Source organism: Acidovorax sp. BLS4 (genome assembly GCF_032929295.1).
Taxonomy (GTDB): Bacteria; Pseudomonadota; Gammaproteobacteria; order Burkholderiales; family Burkholderiaceae_C; genus Paracidovorax.
The window spans coordinates 1,548,671-1,563,926 of record NZ_CP136797.1 but is presented as its reverse complement, the minus strand read 5'-3'; the positions used below and the strand labels follow the sequence as shown (position 1 = coordinate 1,563,926).

The following is a 15,256-nucleotide window of genomic DNA, read 5'->3' as shown; positions in this document are numbered from 1 at the left end:
AATGAAGCCGGTAGGTCACCCTGGCGTGGACTGGAAGCAAGCCCCGGCTCGCACGCTGGTGGGCCATGGATGCTGACGGCCAGGCCCACTGGTACTGCATGCCCAATGTGGCCGCGTATACCAACTTCTGGTTTTCAGAGCGCGCGCCTGCTCCTGCATTCGGCTTCGCCGGGGACTACAAGCAGTCCCTGACTGAGCGGCCCCACCCGTTGAAATAGGGTCCCGGTTCCCAATACACGACACCCCTGCGCAGGAACACTGATGGCTTTCCACCATCGTCGTCCTGCAAGGAGTGCCTGTGAAAGACGTCATCCCCCTTTGGTTACGCGCGCCGCGCAATAGCCTGTTCCTGCTGCTGGCGGTGCTTCTGCTGGCGCTGATAACGCTGGTGTCTCCGGCCCAACTACCTGTGGTGCTGTACAAGGCCGCGCTCATTGCGCTGGCGGCGGTGCTGGGCTATTGGCTCGACCGTGTGCTGTTCCCCTACGCCCGGCCTGACGGCTTCCTTTTCCAGGACTGGCGACTGGGCACGGACGAACCCCTCGGGGATGTGGACTATCCCGTCGTGCCGGGCTACCAGCATGTGTACATCGCCGCCATGGTGCGCCGCGCCATTGTGGTCGGCTTCGTGGTCCTCGGCGTGGCGGCGGGCCTGTGACCATGCAGCAATACCTGTTGCGCCGGGTCGTGGCCTTGTTCTGCGCTTTCACTGCTGCGCTTTGGATTTTCGTCCTGTCGGCGGCATTCTCCGTTGCAAAGGCCCAGGTGCCTACGGCAGCGCAGCAACACCGCTCCCTGCTCATCCGCTCGGCGCATGCAGTGTGGGGCCTCGACGCCCCGGTGGCGGTGTTCGCTGCCCAGGTGCATCAGGAAAGCGGCTGGCGCCCGAATGCCGTCTCGCACGTGGGTGCGCAGGGCCTGGCGCAATTCATGCCGAGCACCACGAAGTGGATCGCCGCCCTCTACCCCGAACTGGCCGCGCAGCAGCCCTACAGCCCTGCCTGGGCCTTGCGCGCGCTGGTCGCCTACGACCTGTGGCTCTACGAACGCACGCCCGACCGATACGTGCCGCGGGATCGCATGTGGGTCGCGCTTCGCAGCTACAACGGCGGCCTGGGCCACTGGCAGCAGGAAGCCGCCGCTACGGGCCTGCGCTTGCCCGATCGCCTTCAGGTCGATGCAGCGTGCGGGCTGGCCCGTCGTGCGCCCGTGCACTGCGCGGAAAACCTGGGCTACCCCCACCGCATCCTGGTGGTCCTGCAGCCCCGCTACCTGGACTGGGGGCCAGGCCTGTGACCGGCCAGTACCGCCTCATCGCCATTGCTGTGCTGATCTGCGCAGCGATCTACGGCGTCAAGCGCTGGGAAGGAAGCCTCATCGCCCGCGGCGATGCCCAGGGCGCAGCCCGCGTGCAAACCGACTGGGACGCCCAGGAAAACGCCCGCAATGCCGCCACCGCCCGCGACAACGCCACCAAGTTCCGCAACGCCGAAAGAGTCGCCCATGAAGATGCTCAACGCGAGGCCAAGCGCCTGGCCCGTGATGCTGCTGCCGCTGATGCTGTGCGCGGGTTGCGCGGCGAGATCGCCCGCCTCAACAAGCGCACCGATCCCTACCCAGCAGGAGATGCCGGCCTTGTCGCCTGCACTCGCGAAGCCGCCGCCGCCCGAGAGCTTCTCGGAGAAAGCAGCGTTGCGTATCAAGGGCTGGCAGCAGAGGCTGACGGACTCCGAGACCAGGTGACCGGCTTGCAGGACTTCGCCCTCAACGTGTGCCGCGCTGGCCGGCCGGCCGGGCTGCAGGGAGTCGCTCTTGGCCGATGACATCGACCGCGCCAGCGAGCGCGAGGAAGAAGACCTGGCCATCGCACTGCGCGAGCAGGCGCGCCGTGCAGGCCTGGCCGGAAAGACCCTGGCCGACTCGGCCAAGGTCTGCCAGCAGGCCGGGTGCGATGAGCCGATACCGCTGGTGCGCCGCCAGGCGCTGCCGGGGTGCCAGCTGTGCGTGGACTGCCAGGCACGGCGCGAAAGAACCAAGGGACGGCGATGAACATACAAGTGGATTTTTGGCAGCTGGTGGGCCTGCTGGTGGCCTTCCTGGGCGCTTGCGGTGCTGGCGGTGGGCTGCTGCTCAATCAGGTGCAAAAGCACTTGGACGAGCGCTTCGCGATGCAGGAAAAGATGCGCGAGGAACGCTCCGCGAACCAGGACCGGGCTCGCGAAGACCAGCACAAGCAGCTGACCGCGCGGCTCGATGGCCTGGAGCAAGTGAACCGCGACGAGACGCTGCAGTGGCAGCGCGTGGAGCGGGAATTCTTGAAGCACATGGCGGAACTGCCTGTGAAGTACGTCATGCGTGACGACTACATCCGGGGTCAATCGATCATCGAAGCCAAGCTCGATGGGCTGGCGGGCAAGCTGGAAAACGCCCAGTTGCGCGCCGTCATCAACCACAACCAGGGAGCCTCCCATCTATGAACCCCGCCATTGACCAGGCACGCATCCGGCGCGAAGCATTGCGCTGGCTTGTCCTGCTCACACTGAACAACGCCCGCCCGATCGGCGCGTTCGAGGGTCCGATCCTGTCCGTCGCGCAGAGCGAATACCCGGACGCCACGCCCATGGAACTGCGCCGCGAACTGGACTACCTCGCCGACCGCGAGCTGGTGCGGATCGACAAGCAGCCCTCGGGCAAGTGGCATGCCGACCTCACGCGCATCGGCACCGACGTGGCCGAGTACACGATCAACTGCGAACCAGGCATTGCCCGGCCGGCGAAGTATTGGGGTGGCGTGTAAATGGGGCGAAAGAGCAGCGTGAGCCGCCTGCCTGCCGAGATCAAGACGTACATCGAGGCCATGCTCGCCACTGGCGCGCAGACACTCGACGAGATGATCGCCGACCTGCAGGAACGGTTTCCCGGAGAGGCCAGCGCGGGCCAGTTGCCCAGCCGCGCCGCGCTGCACCGCTATGGCTCCAAGCTGGACCGGCGCCTCGCAGCGATTCGCGCCAGTACGGAAGCCGCCAAGATCATCCAGGCGCACGCTGGCGACGACCAGGACGCCCGCAGCGGAGCGCTGACCGCCCTCATCCAGACAGAGTTGTTCGAGGCCATCCTGGACATTCAGGAGGCCGCGGACGATCCAGAAAACCCCATCGATCCCGCCGAGCGCGTGGGCATGCTGTCGGCTGCGGCGAAGAACATCGCCACGCTCACCCGATCCAGCATCAACCTGAAGGAATTCCAGGCCAAGGTGGAAGACGCCACCCGGCGCAAGCTGCTGGCCGAGCAGCAGGCCAACCTGCAGGAGATCGCCAAGGCTCAGGGCCTGGATGATGGCCAGGTGAGTTTCTGGGCCGAGAAGTTCCTGGGCATCAAAAAGCCAGGGGCCACAGGATGAGCGCCATCAAGCCGCTGTCGTCCACCTTGCGCACGCTGGAATGGGATGACCTCCCGGCCAGCGTGCGCAGCATCAAAGAGGGCTTCAACCCGCTGGCCGATGGCGTGCTGATGAAGCACCAGCGCGACGTGGCCGCCACCCAGGCCGCGATCGTTGCGATCCCCAAGGGACGCCGCACCGGCATCACGTTCGCCATCATGCTTCGCAAGACGCTGGTGGCGGCTGCCCGCAAGAGCGCGGGCGGCAACAACGTGTACTACATCGGCGACACCAAGGAAAAGGGCCTGGAGGCCATCGGCTATTGCGCCAAGTTCTCCCGGCTGATCGCACAGGCCCAGGGCCAGGGCGTCTCGGGCATCGAGGAATTCCTGTTCGAGGACCAGGACGAGCAAGGCGAGACCCGCCATATCAACGCCTACCGCATCCGCTTTGCCAGCGGATACCAGGTCTGCGCGCTATCGAGCCGACCCGCCAACATCCGCGGCCTGCAGGGCCACGTGGTCATCGATGAGGCAGCGTTTCACCCGGACGTGCAGGGCGTGCTCGATGCGGCCACCGCGCTGCTGATCTGGGGCGGCCAGATCACCGTCATCAGTTCCCACAACGGCAAAGGCAACCCGTTCGCCCAGTTTTGCCGCGACATCGAGGCCGGCCGGTATGGCACCGATGCCGTGGTGTTGACCGTCACGTTCGATGATGCCGTGACCAACGGTCTCTTCGAGCGGTACTGCATGATGGAGGGCATCCAGCCCACCGTTGAAGGCAAGAAGGCTTGGTACGCAAGGATTCGCAACGCCTATGGCGTACGCAAAGCGGCCATGCACGAGGAACTGGATGTGATCCCGCGCGATGGCCGCGGCGTGTGCCTGCCCGGCGTGTGGATCGAGCAGGCCATGGTGCTGCCGCCCGAGCGCGTCCTGCGCCTGGCGCTGCCTGACGATTTCGTTCTCAAGAGCCCAGAAGAGCGCGAGGCCTGGGTGGATGACTGGATCGCCCGCTACCTCGACCCCGAATTGCGCAGGCTTGATCCGCACGTGCGCCACGTCTTCAGCCACGACTACGCCCGCCACCGCGATTTCTCCGTTTGGGGGGCGACCGCCCTGCTGCCCGGCATGCGCCGCCAGGTGCCTCTGTCTATCGAGATGCACAACGTGCCCTATGCCCAGCAACGGCAGATCACCTGGTACGCCATCAAACACCTGCCGCGCTGCTGCGGCGGCGCCATGGACGCCACCGGTTCCGGTGAGCCGCTGGCAGAGGAAACCGCTGGCAAGTTCGGCCATCGTCACGTGCACCAGGTCAAGCTCAATCGCGCTTGGTACGGCACATACATGCCCAAGCTGGTGCAGGGCTTTGAAGACGGGATGATCGAGATTCCTGCCGACCCGGACATGGCGGGCGATCTGCGCGCCATCGAAGAGGTGGACGGTATCGCCATGGTCAGCAAAGCCCGCAGCAAGGACATCAAAGACCCCGACCTGTACCGCCACGGCGACAGCGCCGTGATGCTGTGCCTGGGCTGGTTCGCCACGCTGAACCTGTCCGCCCCCATGGACTTCACCGCCGCGCCATCCTTGCCGCGCGGCTTCGACAACCTCACCGCCGACAGCGACCAGGACCAGGACGGAGACCTCCTCGGCCTGATGGAGCGCGGCGCTTCCTGGTAGCAGTGCAATGGCTATGTCCCGCATCCTCGGCCCCGACGGCCAGCCCATGACCATGCCCGACCTGCAGGAGCCGCAAACATCGCGGCTCCTGCACCTGCAAAACGAAATGCAGTCCCACCCCACGCGCGGGCTCACCCCCTCGCGCCTGGCGCGCATCCTCGACGCGGCCGAGCAGGGCGACCTGATCGCCCAGTTCGAGTTGTTCGAGGACATGGAAGAAAAGGACGGCCACATCGCCGCCGAGATGGGCAAGCGCCGCCGCGCCTGCGTACTGGAGTGGGACGTGGTGCCCGCCGATGGGGCCAGCGCGGCCGAGAAAAAGACGGCCGAGCAGCTCGGTGAGCTGATGTGCGAGATCCCGGACTTCGAAGACGTGGTGTTCGACCTGACCGACGCCATCGGCAAGGGCTACGTCTGCCTGGAGATCGAGTGGCACCGGCTGGAGGGCTACTGGGTGCCCAAGACCATCACGCACCGGCCGCAGACGTGGTTCACGCTGCACCGCGGCTACCGGCAGGAGTTGCGGCTGCGCACCATGGAGAACGTCGATGGCGCGCCCGGTGCGCCGCTGCAGCCCTTTGGCTGGATCACCCACGTGCACAAGGCCAAGAGCGGCTACCTGGAGCGCTCGGCCTTGTTCCGTCAATTGGTCTGGACGTACCTGTTCAAGAACTACAGCGTGGGTGACCTGGCCGAGTTCCTGGAACTGGTCGGGGTGCTGCGCCTGGGCAAGTACCCGCCCAACGCCAGCGAGAAGGAGAAGGCCACGCTGCTGCGTGCGCTTTCCGCCATCGGCCACAACGCCAGCGGCATCATCCCCGAGGGCATGCTGATCGACTTCCACGACGTGGCGCCCGGCGATCCGAAGGCATTCGCGCTCATGATCGATTGGTGCGAGAAGAATCAGAGCAAGGTTATCCTGGGTGGAACGCTCACGAGCGGCGCGGACGGTGCGAGCAGCACCAATGCCCTGGGCAACGTTCATAACGAAGTGCGCAAGGACCTACGCGACGGCGACGTGCGCCAGGCCAATGCCACCCTCACGCGCGATCTGGTCTATGCCATCGCTGCCATCAACGGCCTGGCACCGGGCGGCATGCGCCGCGCCCCGCGCATGCGGCTCAACGCCGAAGAGCGCGAAGACCTCGCGGCTTTCGCAACGTCTTTGCCCCCGTTGGTGCAAATGGGCCTGCGCCCGCCACAAGCCTGGGTGCACGAGAAACTGGGCATTCCCGTGGCCCAGGGCAATGAGCCGGTGCTGATGGCCCAAGGCCAGCCGCCATTGCCTGTGCTCCATCCCGTCGGCACCGCGGCCACCACCTCGCAAGTGCCAGGCGCTGCGGTGCCTGTGCCGATGCCGCCCTACCTGCAGATGCAACCGCAGTTGGCCGCAAGCGCCGCCCCGGTCGTGGCGGGTTGGATCGACCAGGTGCGCGAGCTCGTGCAGCGCGCGCAGTCCCTCGCGGAAATCCGCGACGGCCTCGACGCGCTGCTGCCTGGCATGGGCCTGCAACAGTACGCCGCCGCCATGGCCGAGGCCCTGCGCGCCGCCGAGCTCGCCGGCCGCTATGAGGTGCTGCAGGAGGCCGCCAATGCCAACCCCTGACATCGGCGGATTGGAGGCCCGTTGGCATGCTGCCGCCCCCGTCGCCCATCCTTGCGCCCCGACAGGCGCTGTAAACGCCTATAAACGGGTCTGCCGGGGGTCCGGTGGCTGATGCAGCCTACGGCAGTCTGCCGTTCCGCGAGCAGGCGGAATTCTTTCGCCGCAAACTCAACCTGCCCACCGATGGCTGGACCGACCTCTACAACAGCGGACACGATTGGTCCTTTGTCGTGGCCGGGGCCAACCGGGATGCAATCGTGGCCGACTTCCGCGCCGCGGTGGAGCGGGCCATCGCGGGCCAGTCCACGCTTGAGGACTTCCGCAAGGACTTCGACCGCATCGTGGCCACACACGGCTGGGACTACAACGGCGGGCGCAACTGGCGCAGCCGCGTGATCTACGACACCAACCTGTCAACCAGCTACGCGGCCGGGCGCTGGCAGCAGCTGCAGGCGGCACCTTACTGGCAGTACGAACATCAGGACTGGGTGGAGCACCCCCGGCCGATCCACGTGAGCTGGAACGGCCTCGTCTTGGAGAAAGGCGACCCTGCCTGGGAGGTCATGTTCCCGCCCAACGGCTGGGGGTGCCATTGCAAGGTGCGCGGGCTGTGGCTGCGCGACCTGGTGCGCCTGGGCAAGTCCGGGCCCGACCAGGCTCCAGCCTTCAAGTACGTCGATCGCATCATTGGTCAGCGCAGCCTCAACGGCCCGCGCACGGTGCGCGTGCCCGAGGGCATCGATCCGGGGTTCGAGTACGCGCCTGGCAGCGCGCGGTTGCGCAGCGCCATCCCACCCGAGCGTCCCGGCCCCCTGGTGCCTGGCGGTGCAGGCGGGCCCGGCGTTCCCAACCGCCGCCCGGTCGATCCCCTGCCACCGCCGCGGCTGCTGCCGGCCTCTGAGCTGCTGCCCGCGGGCCTGGACGCGCCCGCGTCCGTGGATGCCTTCCTGGGCGCATTGGGCGTGGAGCCCAGCGCCCCGGCCATCGTGCGTGACGTGATCGGCGAGCGCGTCGTGGTGGGCCGCGAAATGTTCCTGGAAGGCCAGGGCGCCCTGGAGGCCAACGGGCGCGGCTTGCCGCTGCTGGCCCGCGCGCTGCTGGACCCCGACGAGATCTGGACGCGGGTGGAATGGCTGCCCGCGCAGGAGCGCGCCGTGGTGCGGCGCCGGTACGTCGCGCGCTTCCTGGTCGAGGGCGAGCCCGCGCCGTCGCTGGCGGTGTTCGAGGTCGGCGCGGACGGCTGGAGCGGGGTCACCGTTTTGCAGGACGCCGCCCAGGCCGCGGACGATTGGCGCATCGGCGCGCTGCTGTACCGGCGCGAAGCGCTCTGACGAAAAGGAGAGAGACATGGCAGGCACCCAGATCACGATGACGGTGGAGGACCGGCTCGCCCGCGCCATGCTCGCGCGCCAGGCGCTGCCGTCCACCGGCCCGCTCGCCCCGCGGCTGGGCGAATACCTGCAGTCGTCCACGCAGGCACGCTTCAAAACGCAGACGGCCCCGGACGGCACGCCCTGGGCTCCGTTGAAACCCCGTTACGCCCGCCGCAAGAAGTACCACCAGGACAAGGTGCTGACCCTGCGCGGCTACCTGCGCAGCGGCATCCACTACCAGGTGGTGGATGACAACACCGTGGCGGTCGGCACCAACGCCAAATACGGCGCGATCCACCAGTTTGGCGGCGAGATCGACCAACCCGAGCGGGCCGCCACCGTGCGCTATCGCAGCGTGGCGGGCAAGGTGCTGTTTGCGGGCAAGAAGCACAAGACCGCTACGGAGCGGGCCGTGACGATCCCGGCGCACAAGGTCAAGATGCCGGCGCGGCCCTATCTGGGCATCAGCGCGGCGGACGATGCGGAGATTCGGGAGATCATCCGCGAGTGGGTGGTGGAGCGCAGCCTGGGGCGGTCGGTGTGACCCAAGCCCAGGCGTGGCAGGGTCGCGGCCAGGGGCTTGATGGCCGCCGATTGGGGGCGTTGCCAATCACAACAATTTTGCGGTGGCTTTGTAAGGGTCGCGCAAGGTCGCAGGGCGGTAATGCCCAGCGCTGGCGGGAGGCCGGCACGCTGCGGCACTGTGCCTGCGGCGTTTGCAGAAAAAGAACACCCATGCCCGACATTGCCCTTACCTGCCGCCGCGAAGGTTGCGGCACGCCCGTGGAGGTTTCCGACGCGGGCACCATCAGCCATCTCATGTTCAAGTTGCGCCAGCTCTATCGACAATCCACCCTGGCGGCGGATGAGGCGGCGCAGTACTGGGCGAACGTTGCCACCACCTCGGACAGTTCGCTCGCTCCGCTGGCGCATGTGCCCGGTGTGTTCGCGGCCCTCTGGACGCCGGATGTGGCGCCGACCACCGCCACCGTGCTGGGTGCAGCGGGTTACGGATTCGCTGCGCTGCCAAAACACCTGATTCACTTCACGACGACGGCGGGGGCAGCGGGCATTGCGCGCACGGGCGTCATCCACGCAAGCCGCGCCGGAGCGAATGGGGTTTTTGGCCCGGGCGTGTATATGGCGAGATTGGGTCCGCCATTGAACATGATGATCAAGGAAGTGGCGACAGTGCCCATTCATCTGCCCACACCGGCTGGCACGGTTCGCATCCTCCCTTACCTGGTCTATGTGCGCTGGGGCGGTCGCGGCCTCAAGATTGCGAAATGAAGTCTCGCGGATTCGCCTTCTACGCCCGCTGGTTCAGTGCCGTCTTCGCCTGGACCTGCTGGGCTCTTGCCTATTTCCATTCATGGTGGTGGCTGGTTCCGTCGCTCATTCCCTACGTTCTCTGCAACCGATTCCTTAGTGACAGTGAATCTGAAGCCAGGCATTCCAAGGTCTAGGACGACCGGGCGCAGTAGCCCGAGCACCGCTACTGCTGCGCGCCTCAGATAAGGTCCTGGTTCCCAAGACGCCACGCCCGCCGCCGCCGACCATGGCGGCATGCCTTCCCCCAACACCCACCGTAGCGCCATAGCCGTCGCCGCCTGCACCTTCGCCGTGCAGGCGGCGGGGGGCAATGGGCTCATGCGCCGGGTCCAGTTTTTCCCAGCAGGCGAGTTCCGCTCGGGCGACGTGCGGCCCGAGGAAGTGCCCGCCTGGCGCATCGACGCGGCCAGTGCCGCAGCCGTCATCCAGCGGTTCAACGCCCGCCAAAAGCCGCTCGTCGTCGATTACGAGCACCAGACCCTCCACAAGGAAAAGAACGGCCAGCCCGCTCCGGCTGCTGGCTGGCCGCGCTCGCTGGAATGGGTCGAGGGCGAAGGCTTGTTCGGCATGGTCGAGATGACGGCGCGCGCTGCTGCTGCCATCGACGGCAAGGAGTACCTCTACTTCAGCCCGGTCTTCACCTACTCGCAGACCGACGGCACCGTGCTCGAAGTCCGGATGGGTGCGCTCACCAACGACCCCGGCATCGCCGGCATGTCCCCGCTTTCCCTCGTCGCGGCCGCCACGGCTGCATTCCTGCCCTCTGATCCGGAGACCCCCGTGAACCCATTGCTCAAGGCCTTGCTGGCCGCCCTCGGCCTGCCCGAGAACACCACCGAGACGGCCGCCATGGCCGCTCTGACGGCCCTCGGCCCGCTGCAGCCCCTGCAGGCCCGCGCCAGCGTCGCCACCGCCGCCTGCACGGCCCTGAGCCTGCCTGCAGATGCCACGGCCGATGCCGTCACGGCGGCATGCACCGGCCTGCGCACGGCCAGCACGGCAGCAGTGCCCGACCCCGCCAAGTACGTGCCGATCTCTGTCGTCACCGACCTGCAGACCAACCTGGCCGCGCTCACGGCCCGCCAGCAGGCCGCCGACATCGACGCCGCCGTCGCCCCCGCGCTGGCCGATGGCCGCCTGCTGCCCGCGCAGGAAGCGTGGGCGCGCGACCTCGGTAAATCCAACCTGGCCGCCCTCACGAGCTACCTGGGCACCGCGCAACCCATCGCGGCCCTGACCTCGACCCAGACGGGCGGCCTCCCTCCGGCTGGCACCGCCAAGGGCAATGCGCAACTGTCCAAGGACGAGCTGGCCATCTGCACTGCCATGAACCTGACGCCCGAGCAATACAAGGCCGGCGCCGCAGTGGCCGCGGCCTGATCCGGGCCCGCCCCTCACCCATCCAGGAACCACCATGGCAGCACTCACCCAAGACCGCAACACCCTGCGCCGCGACGGGACGCTCATCGAGCCGCCCGTCGCCGCCAACACGCGCATCTTCACCGGCGCACTCGTCGCCATCAACGCGGCCGGCCTGGCCGTGCCGGGCAGCACCGCCGCCACGCTCAAGTGCGCCGGCTCGGCCCTGACCTTCGCCGACAACACCCTGGGCATTGCCGGGGCCATCCGCGTGCGGGTAGACAAGCGGCCCGCGCGCTTTGCCAACAGTGCCGCCGCCGATGCGATCACGCTCGCCGACCTCGGCGGCGACTGTTTCATCGTGGACGACCAGACCGTCGCCAAGACCAACGGCGGCAACACCCGCAGCCGCGCCGGCAAGGTGTTCGACGTGGACGCCGATGGCGTTTGGATCGACTTCCGCTGATCGCAACCCTGTTTCAACCGGAGCCATCCAGACCATGCAGATCAATCACAGCAACCTCGCCATCCTGAACCAGGCGTTCAGCGGCGCCTTCCGCGGCGCGTTGACCTCGGCCACGCCCATGTGGGACCAGGTCGCCACGATGGTGCCCAGCACCACGGCGGAAAACAAATACGCCTGGCTGGGCAAGATCACGCGCTTTCGTGAGTGGATCGGCGAGCGCCAGATCCAGAACCTGGCCCTGCACGACTACGCCATCAAGAACAAGACGTTCGAGAACACCGTGGGCGTGCTGCGCGAGGAAATCGAAGACGACCTGTACGGCATCTACACGCCCGTGATCCAGCAGCTCGGGCAGGACGCAGCGCAGCACCCTGACGAGATGGTGTTCAGCCTGCTCAATGCCGGCTTCACCACGCAGTGCTACGACGGGCAGTACTTCTTCGACACCGATCACCCGGTCGGCGCGCCGGGCTCGCAGGTCAGCGTCAGCAACTTCCAGGGCGGCACGGGCACGCCGTGGTACCTGCTGGACACCTCCAAGGTCATCAAGCCCATCCTGTACCAAAAGCGCCGCGACTACGCCTTCACGTCCAAGACCAACCTGACGGACGAAAACGTGTTCAGTCGCAGGGAATTCGTCTGGGGCGCCGATGGCCGCGGCAACGCGGGCCTGGGCCTGTGGCAACTGGCGTACGCCAGCCGCGAACCGCTCGATTCGCAGTCCTACGCCGATGCGCGGGCCTCCCACCAATCGCAAAAGGGCGACAACGGCAATCCGCTGGTCATTCAGAGCAAGGTGCTGCTGGTGCCGCCCAACCTCGAACAAGCGGCCCTGCAGGTCGTACAGGCCGAGCGCTTGGCCAACGGCGCCACCAACGTCATGCGCAACCTGTCCACCGTGGTCGTTTGCCCCTGGCTGACGGCCTGACCCCGGGCGACTCACTTCCCCCACCTCGGAGCACCACATGGCTACCAAGCAAAACAGCACCACCCGCCGCGGAGCGCAGCGCGCCGCGTCCGCCGTCTCCAAGCCCGAAGGCACTGCCGGCAAGGGCCTGGCCGTGACGCCCAAGGTCGCCGGTTTCCGGCGCGCCGGCTACGCCTTCCCGGACGGCGAAACGGTCATCCCGCTCGATGAACTGGACGACCGCCAGTACGAGCAACTCACCACCGAGCCGATGTTGGTCACCTACCTGAAAGACATCGAAGCGGCGCCGGCTGCCGACGCGGCCACCTGACAACCGCCAGCGAAGCGAACGGGCGCAAGCCCTCACCGCCAACCTCTCAGCCGGGGCTGGATAACGGGACATATGTGGACGAAAGCCCCGGCAATCGAATTTCTCATATGCCTTACATCACCACCGCAGAACTGGCCGAACGTCCCGGCGCCCGCGAGATCGCGATGGTGGCCAGCACCCAGACGCACCCTGTCCGCGACGAAGCGCTGATGGACGCCACCCTGCGCGGCGCCGACCGCAGCGCCTGGACGGCCGAGCAGATCGCCGCGGCTGATGCGGCCCTCAAGCGCGTGCAGGACGCCTTGGCCGAGGCCGGCGCATTGATCGACGGCTACCTGGTACAGCGCGGCTACGCGCTGCCGCTGCAGCTGCCTCCCACCAGCACCGGCAAGAGCGTGCTGACCTCCTGGGCCCGCGCCATCGCCCGCTACCTGCTCAACCAAAACCGGGTCACCGACGAATCCAAGGACCCCATCGCCCGCGACTACCGCGAAGCGCTCAAGATGCTTGGCCTGCTGGCCCAGGGCAAATTCAGCCTGGGCGCGGCGGACCCCGAAGCCGCGGCCAACACGGCCAGCACCGACGTGCGCTTCGATGGCGATGCCCCCGTGTTCGGCCGCCAGCAACTGCGGTACTTCCGGTAATCGGCCATGGAAGTGCAGCACTTCGTCACCCGCCTGCAGGAGCGGCTCCAGTCTCTGCAGCTGCGCGAGATCGACGCAGCCGCGGGCCTGGATGCCGCCATGCGCGGCAACTTGGCCGCGCCGGCCGCCTACGTCATTCCGCTGTCCGAACGCGCCACCGAGTTGCCCCACACCGGCCCCCTTGACCAGCTGGAGCGGCGGGTCATCGGCGTGCTGTACGTCATCGACACCCGCGCAGCCACCGGTGGCGCCGGCCTCGTTGACCTGGCGACCGTGCGGGCGGCCACCAAGCAGGCCCTCATCGGCTGGACCCCCGACGAAACCACTGGCGAGCCGGTCGTTTTCCTGGGCGGCGAGCTGGTCCAGATGGAAGGCGACGGTCGCCTGGTGTGGAGCGACGAATTCCTTGAAACCGGCTACTACAGGAGCAACCCATGAGCAAGCCCAATGCCAAAGACCCAACCCCTTCGGGCCCCGCCGCGGACGGCGGCACGCCATCGACCGCGCCGGCCCCGGCCGCCAGCGGAGACACCGGCAACAGCCTGGCCGTGGTTCAGCCCACGCCGGCCGGCGCCAGCACCGAGGCGCCGCCGCCCGCGCCGGGCCCCGATGACTTCCACGGCCACGGCGGCTTCTACACCGTGATCGCGGGCCAGCGCCAGCTCGTGGAGCGCACCCAGACCACGCCACCCCCTGAAACCCAAAAGGAGCCGCAGCCATGAGCGATCCCAAATTCATGCGAAAGCTGGCCATCCTCGTGGCCGTCGAGCAAATCGTAGGCACCTTCGTGGTGCCCGTCGCTGCCAATGCCATCGAGGTCAGCGACGTGACGCTGACACCGATCGAAGGCGACGAGGTGGAGCAAGGCATCGTGCGGCCGTACTTCGGCGCCTCCGAATCCACGCTGGTGACCGAGTACCGCAAGATCGCGTTCAGCGTGGGCTTTGCCGGCGTGGCCGCCAAGGGCGACATTCCCGGCTGGGCGCCGCTCATGCGGGGGTGCGCCGCGCGCGTCACCAACACGCCCGCGCCGGATGCCGACGCCAAGACGGTGTTCGATCCGGTCACCGATGGCATCGAGAGCGTCTCGATCTACGCCGTGATCGACAAGACCCTCTACAAGATGGCCGGCTCGCGGGGCAACTGCAAGGCCACGGTGGATGCCAAGCAAATCCCGAAGTGGCAGTTCGAGTTCACCGGCTCGTTCGTTCCGGTGGAAGACCTGGGCGCCATGCCCGCAACGGTGTTCACGGGGTTCCAGCGACCGCTGGGCGTGAACAAGGCCAACACCACCGCCATGTTCGCCGGCATCGCCGTGGCCGCGAGCTCGTTCCAGTTCGACTTCGGCTGCCAGGTCGTCAAGCAGGACTTGATGAACGTGGACAGCACCGAGATCACCGGGCGCAACGCCACGGGCTCGATCACGTTCCGCAACACCACTGTTGCGGAAAAGAACTGGATCGAGCTCGCACGCAAGGGCGAGAAGGTGCCGCTGCTCATCAAGCACGGCCAGGCCGCGACCAACACGGTCTCCCTCTCGGTTCCCAACGCCCAGGTGGGCAAGCCCACCTTCGCCGACCAGGACGGCATCCAGATGATCACCGTCCCCTTCCGCGGCATCCCCAGCAGCGTCGGCAACGACGAGTGGTCGATCACCACCTGAGCCCGCGCTCCTCCATTTCCCTCCCCGCAATCTCGTTTCAAGAAAGTCCTGTTCCATGACCATCGTGCTCGCCTCCGCCGCTTACTGGGCACCCGCCCGCTACACCCTCGTCGGCGATGACGCCAAGCCCTGCCACGTCGATTTCCGGGTGCGCTTCAAGCGCCTGAAGCGCTCCGAGCGGCAGGCCCTGGAAGACCAGCTGACCAAAAAGGAAATCGACGACAAGGTGTTCCTCGACCGGGTGCTGACGGATTGGGAACTCAAGGACGTGCGGGGTCAGGCGGTGCCCTACACCGAAGCCACGCGCGCCGATCTGGTGGAGGACTGGGACGGGTTCGAGGTCGCCTTGGTGCAGGCCTTCTTCGATGCCGGGCGCAAGTCGCGGGAGGCGGCCGAGATCGAAAAAAACTCCGCCGCGCCGTCCGCAACCACTGCCTAAGCGACGGCGCACAAGCGCCTGCAGATGAAGCGGAGGACGCCGATCTGCGGGCCCAGTGGGCGCGACTCG

At 67.1% G+C, this 15,256-nt stretch carries 21 protein-coding genes; all 21 read left to right on the top strand.

Translation table 11 applies throughout. The features are described 5' to 3' along the window. Positions 1 to 298: 298 nt before the first annotated feature. The 21 genes from R1Z03_RS07190 (at position 299) to R1Z03_RS07090 (ending at position 15,187) form a co-directional block, all read left to right on the top strand. Positions 299 to 658, top strand: a complete 360-nt coding sequence (locus tag R1Z03_RS07190) for a putative holin (protein WP_317358178.1) — start codon at positions 299 to 301, stop codon at positions 656 to 658. Positions 659 to 660: 2 nt separating this feature from the next. Further along, on the top strand, positions 661 to 1,296 hold the full coding sequence (locus tag R1Z03_RS07185; protein WP_317358176.1) for a transglycosylase SLT domain-containing protein: 636 nt from the start codon (positions 661 to 663) through the stop codon (positions 1,294 to 1,296). Beyond that, complete coding sequence (locus R1Z03_RS07180) at positions 1,293 to 1,823, top strand: hypothetical protein (protein ID WP_317358175.1); 531 nt, start codon at positions 1,293 to 1,295, stop codon at positions 1,821 to 1,823. Before R1Z03_RS07185 ends, R1Z03_RS07180 begins: the two co-directional genes overlap by 4 nt. After that, entirely contained in the window at positions 1,813 to 2,049 is a 237-nt protein-coding gene (locus tag R1Z03_RS07175; RefSeq protein WP_317358172.1) for a TraR/DksA C4-type zinc finger protein, read from the top strand. Before R1Z03_RS07180 ends, R1Z03_RS07175 begins: the two co-directional genes overlap by 11 nt. Then, positions 2,046 to 2,477, top strand: a complete 432-nt coding sequence (locus tag R1Z03_RS07170; RefSeq protein WP_317358169.1) for a hypothetical protein — start codon at positions 2,046 to 2,048, stop codon at positions 2,475 to 2,477. The genes R1Z03_RS07175 and R1Z03_RS07170 overlap by 4 nt, the downstream gene beginning before the upstream one ends. Further along, positions 2,474 to 2,797: a hypothetical protein gene (locus tag R1Z03_RS07165; RefSeq protein WP_317358165.1), complete on the top strand. Its 324-nt coding sequence runs from the start codon at positions 2,474 to 2,476 to the stop codon at positions 2,795 to 2,797. The genes R1Z03_RS07170 and R1Z03_RS07165 overlap by 4 nt, the downstream gene beginning before the upstream one ends. A gap of 18 nt (positions 2,798 to 2,815) precedes the next feature. Beyond that, positions 2,816 to 3,400 carry a phage protein Gp27 family protein gene (locus R1Z03_RS07160; protein ID WP_317358162.1) on the top strand — a complete coding sequence of 195 codons (585 nt, stop codon included), beginning with the start codon at positions 2,816 to 2,818 and terminating at the stop codon, positions 3,398 to 3,400. Next, the gene (locus R1Z03_RS07155) at positions 3,397 to 5,067 is read left to right on the top strand and encodes a hypothetical protein (protein ID WP_317358160.1); all 1,671 of its coding nucleotides are present in this window, start codon (positions 3,397 to 3,399) and stop codon (positions 5,065 to 5,067) included. The genes R1Z03_RS07160 and R1Z03_RS07155 overlap by 4 nt, the downstream gene beginning before the upstream one ends. A gap of 13 nt (positions 5,068 to 5,080) precedes the next feature. Further along, positions 5,081 to 6,673 (top strand): DUF935 domain-containing protein, encoded by a 1,593-nt coding sequence (locus R1Z03_RS07150; RefSeq protein ID WP_317358157.1) that lies wholly within the window; start codon positions 5,081 to 5,083, stop codon positions 6,671 to 6,673. A gap of 104 nt (positions 6,674 to 6,777) precedes the next feature. Continuing rightward, positions 6,778 to 8,004: a PBECR2 nuclease fold domain-containing protein gene (locus tag R1Z03_RS07145; RefSeq protein WP_317358155.1), complete on the top strand. Its 1,227-nt coding sequence runs from the start codon at positions 6,778 to 6,780 to the stop codon at positions 8,002 to 8,004. 16 nt (positions 8,005 to 8,020) lie between these two features. Then, positions 8,021 to 8,590, top strand: coding sequence for a phage virion morphogenesis protein (locus R1Z03_RS07140; protein WP_317358152.1), 570 nt, complete (start codon positions 8,021 to 8,023; stop codon positions 8,588 to 8,590). Between the two features lie 191 nt (positions 8,591 to 8,781). Further along, positions 8,782 to 9,336 (top strand): hypothetical protein, encoded by a 555-nt coding sequence (locus R1Z03_RS07135; protein ID WP_317358149.1) that lies wholly within the window; start codon positions 8,782 to 8,784, stop codon positions 9,334 to 9,336. Between the two features lie 276 nt (positions 9,337 to 9,612). Next, complete coding sequence (locus R1Z03_RS07130) at positions 9,613 to 10,758, top strand: phage protease (RefSeq protein ID WP_317358147.1); 1,146 nt, start codon at positions 9,613 to 9,615, stop codon at positions 10,756 to 10,758. Positions 10,759 to 10,792: 34 nt separating this feature from the next. Continuing rightward, positions 10,793 to 11,203 (top strand): hypothetical protein, encoded by a 411-nt coding sequence (locus R1Z03_RS07125; RefSeq protein WP_317358146.1) that lies wholly within the window; start codon positions 10,793 to 10,795, stop codon positions 11,201 to 11,203. Between the two features lie 34 nt (positions 11,204 to 11,237). After that, positions 11,238 to 12,131 carry a Mu-like prophage major head subunit gpT family protein gene (locus tag R1Z03_RS07120; protein ID WP_317358144.1) on the top strand — a complete coding sequence of 298 codons (894 nt, stop codon included), beginning with the start codon at positions 11,238 to 11,240 and terminating at the stop codon, positions 12,129 to 12,131. 37 nt (positions 12,132 to 12,168) lie between these two features. Beyond that, the gene (locus tag R1Z03_RS07115; RefSeq protein WP_317358142.1) at positions 12,169 to 12,441 is read left to right on the top strand and encodes an HI1506-related protein; all 273 of its coding nucleotides are present in this window, start codon (positions 12,169 to 12,171) and stop codon (positions 12,439 to 12,441) included. A 107-nt stretch (positions 12,442 to 12,548) separates the two neighbouring features. Continuing rightward, positions 12,549 to 13,085, top strand: coding sequence for a DUF1320 domain-containing protein (locus R1Z03_RS07110; RefSeq protein WP_317358140.1), 537 nt, complete (start codon positions 12,549 to 12,551; stop codon positions 13,083 to 13,085). Between the two features lie 6 nt (positions 13,086 to 13,091). After that, the gene (locus tag R1Z03_RS07105; protein ID WP_317358137.1) at positions 13,092 to 13,523 is read left to right on the top strand and encodes a hypothetical protein; all 432 of its coding nucleotides are present in this window, start codon (positions 13,092 to 13,094) and stop codon (positions 13,521 to 13,523) included. Then, complete coding sequence (locus tag R1Z03_RS07100) at positions 13,520 to 13,807, top strand: hypothetical protein (RefSeq protein WP_317358134.1); 288 nt, start codon at positions 13,520 to 13,522, stop codon at positions 13,805 to 13,807. The genes R1Z03_RS07105 and R1Z03_RS07100 overlap by 4 nt, the downstream gene beginning before the upstream one ends. Further along, a complete protein-coding gene (locus R1Z03_RS07095) occupies positions 13,804 to 14,748 on the top strand; it encodes a hypothetical protein (RefSeq protein WP_317358132.1) in 945 nt (314 codons plus the stop codon). The genes R1Z03_RS07100 and R1Z03_RS07095 overlap by 4 nt, the downstream gene beginning before the upstream one ends. Positions 14,749 to 14,803: 55 nt before the next feature. Next, complete coding sequence (locus R1Z03_RS07090) at positions 14,804 to 15,187, top strand: hypothetical protein (protein ID WP_317358130.1); 384 nt, start codon at positions 14,804 to 14,806, stop codon at positions 15,185 to 15,187. The last annotated feature ends 69 nt before the right edge of the window (positions 15,188 to 15,256 follow it).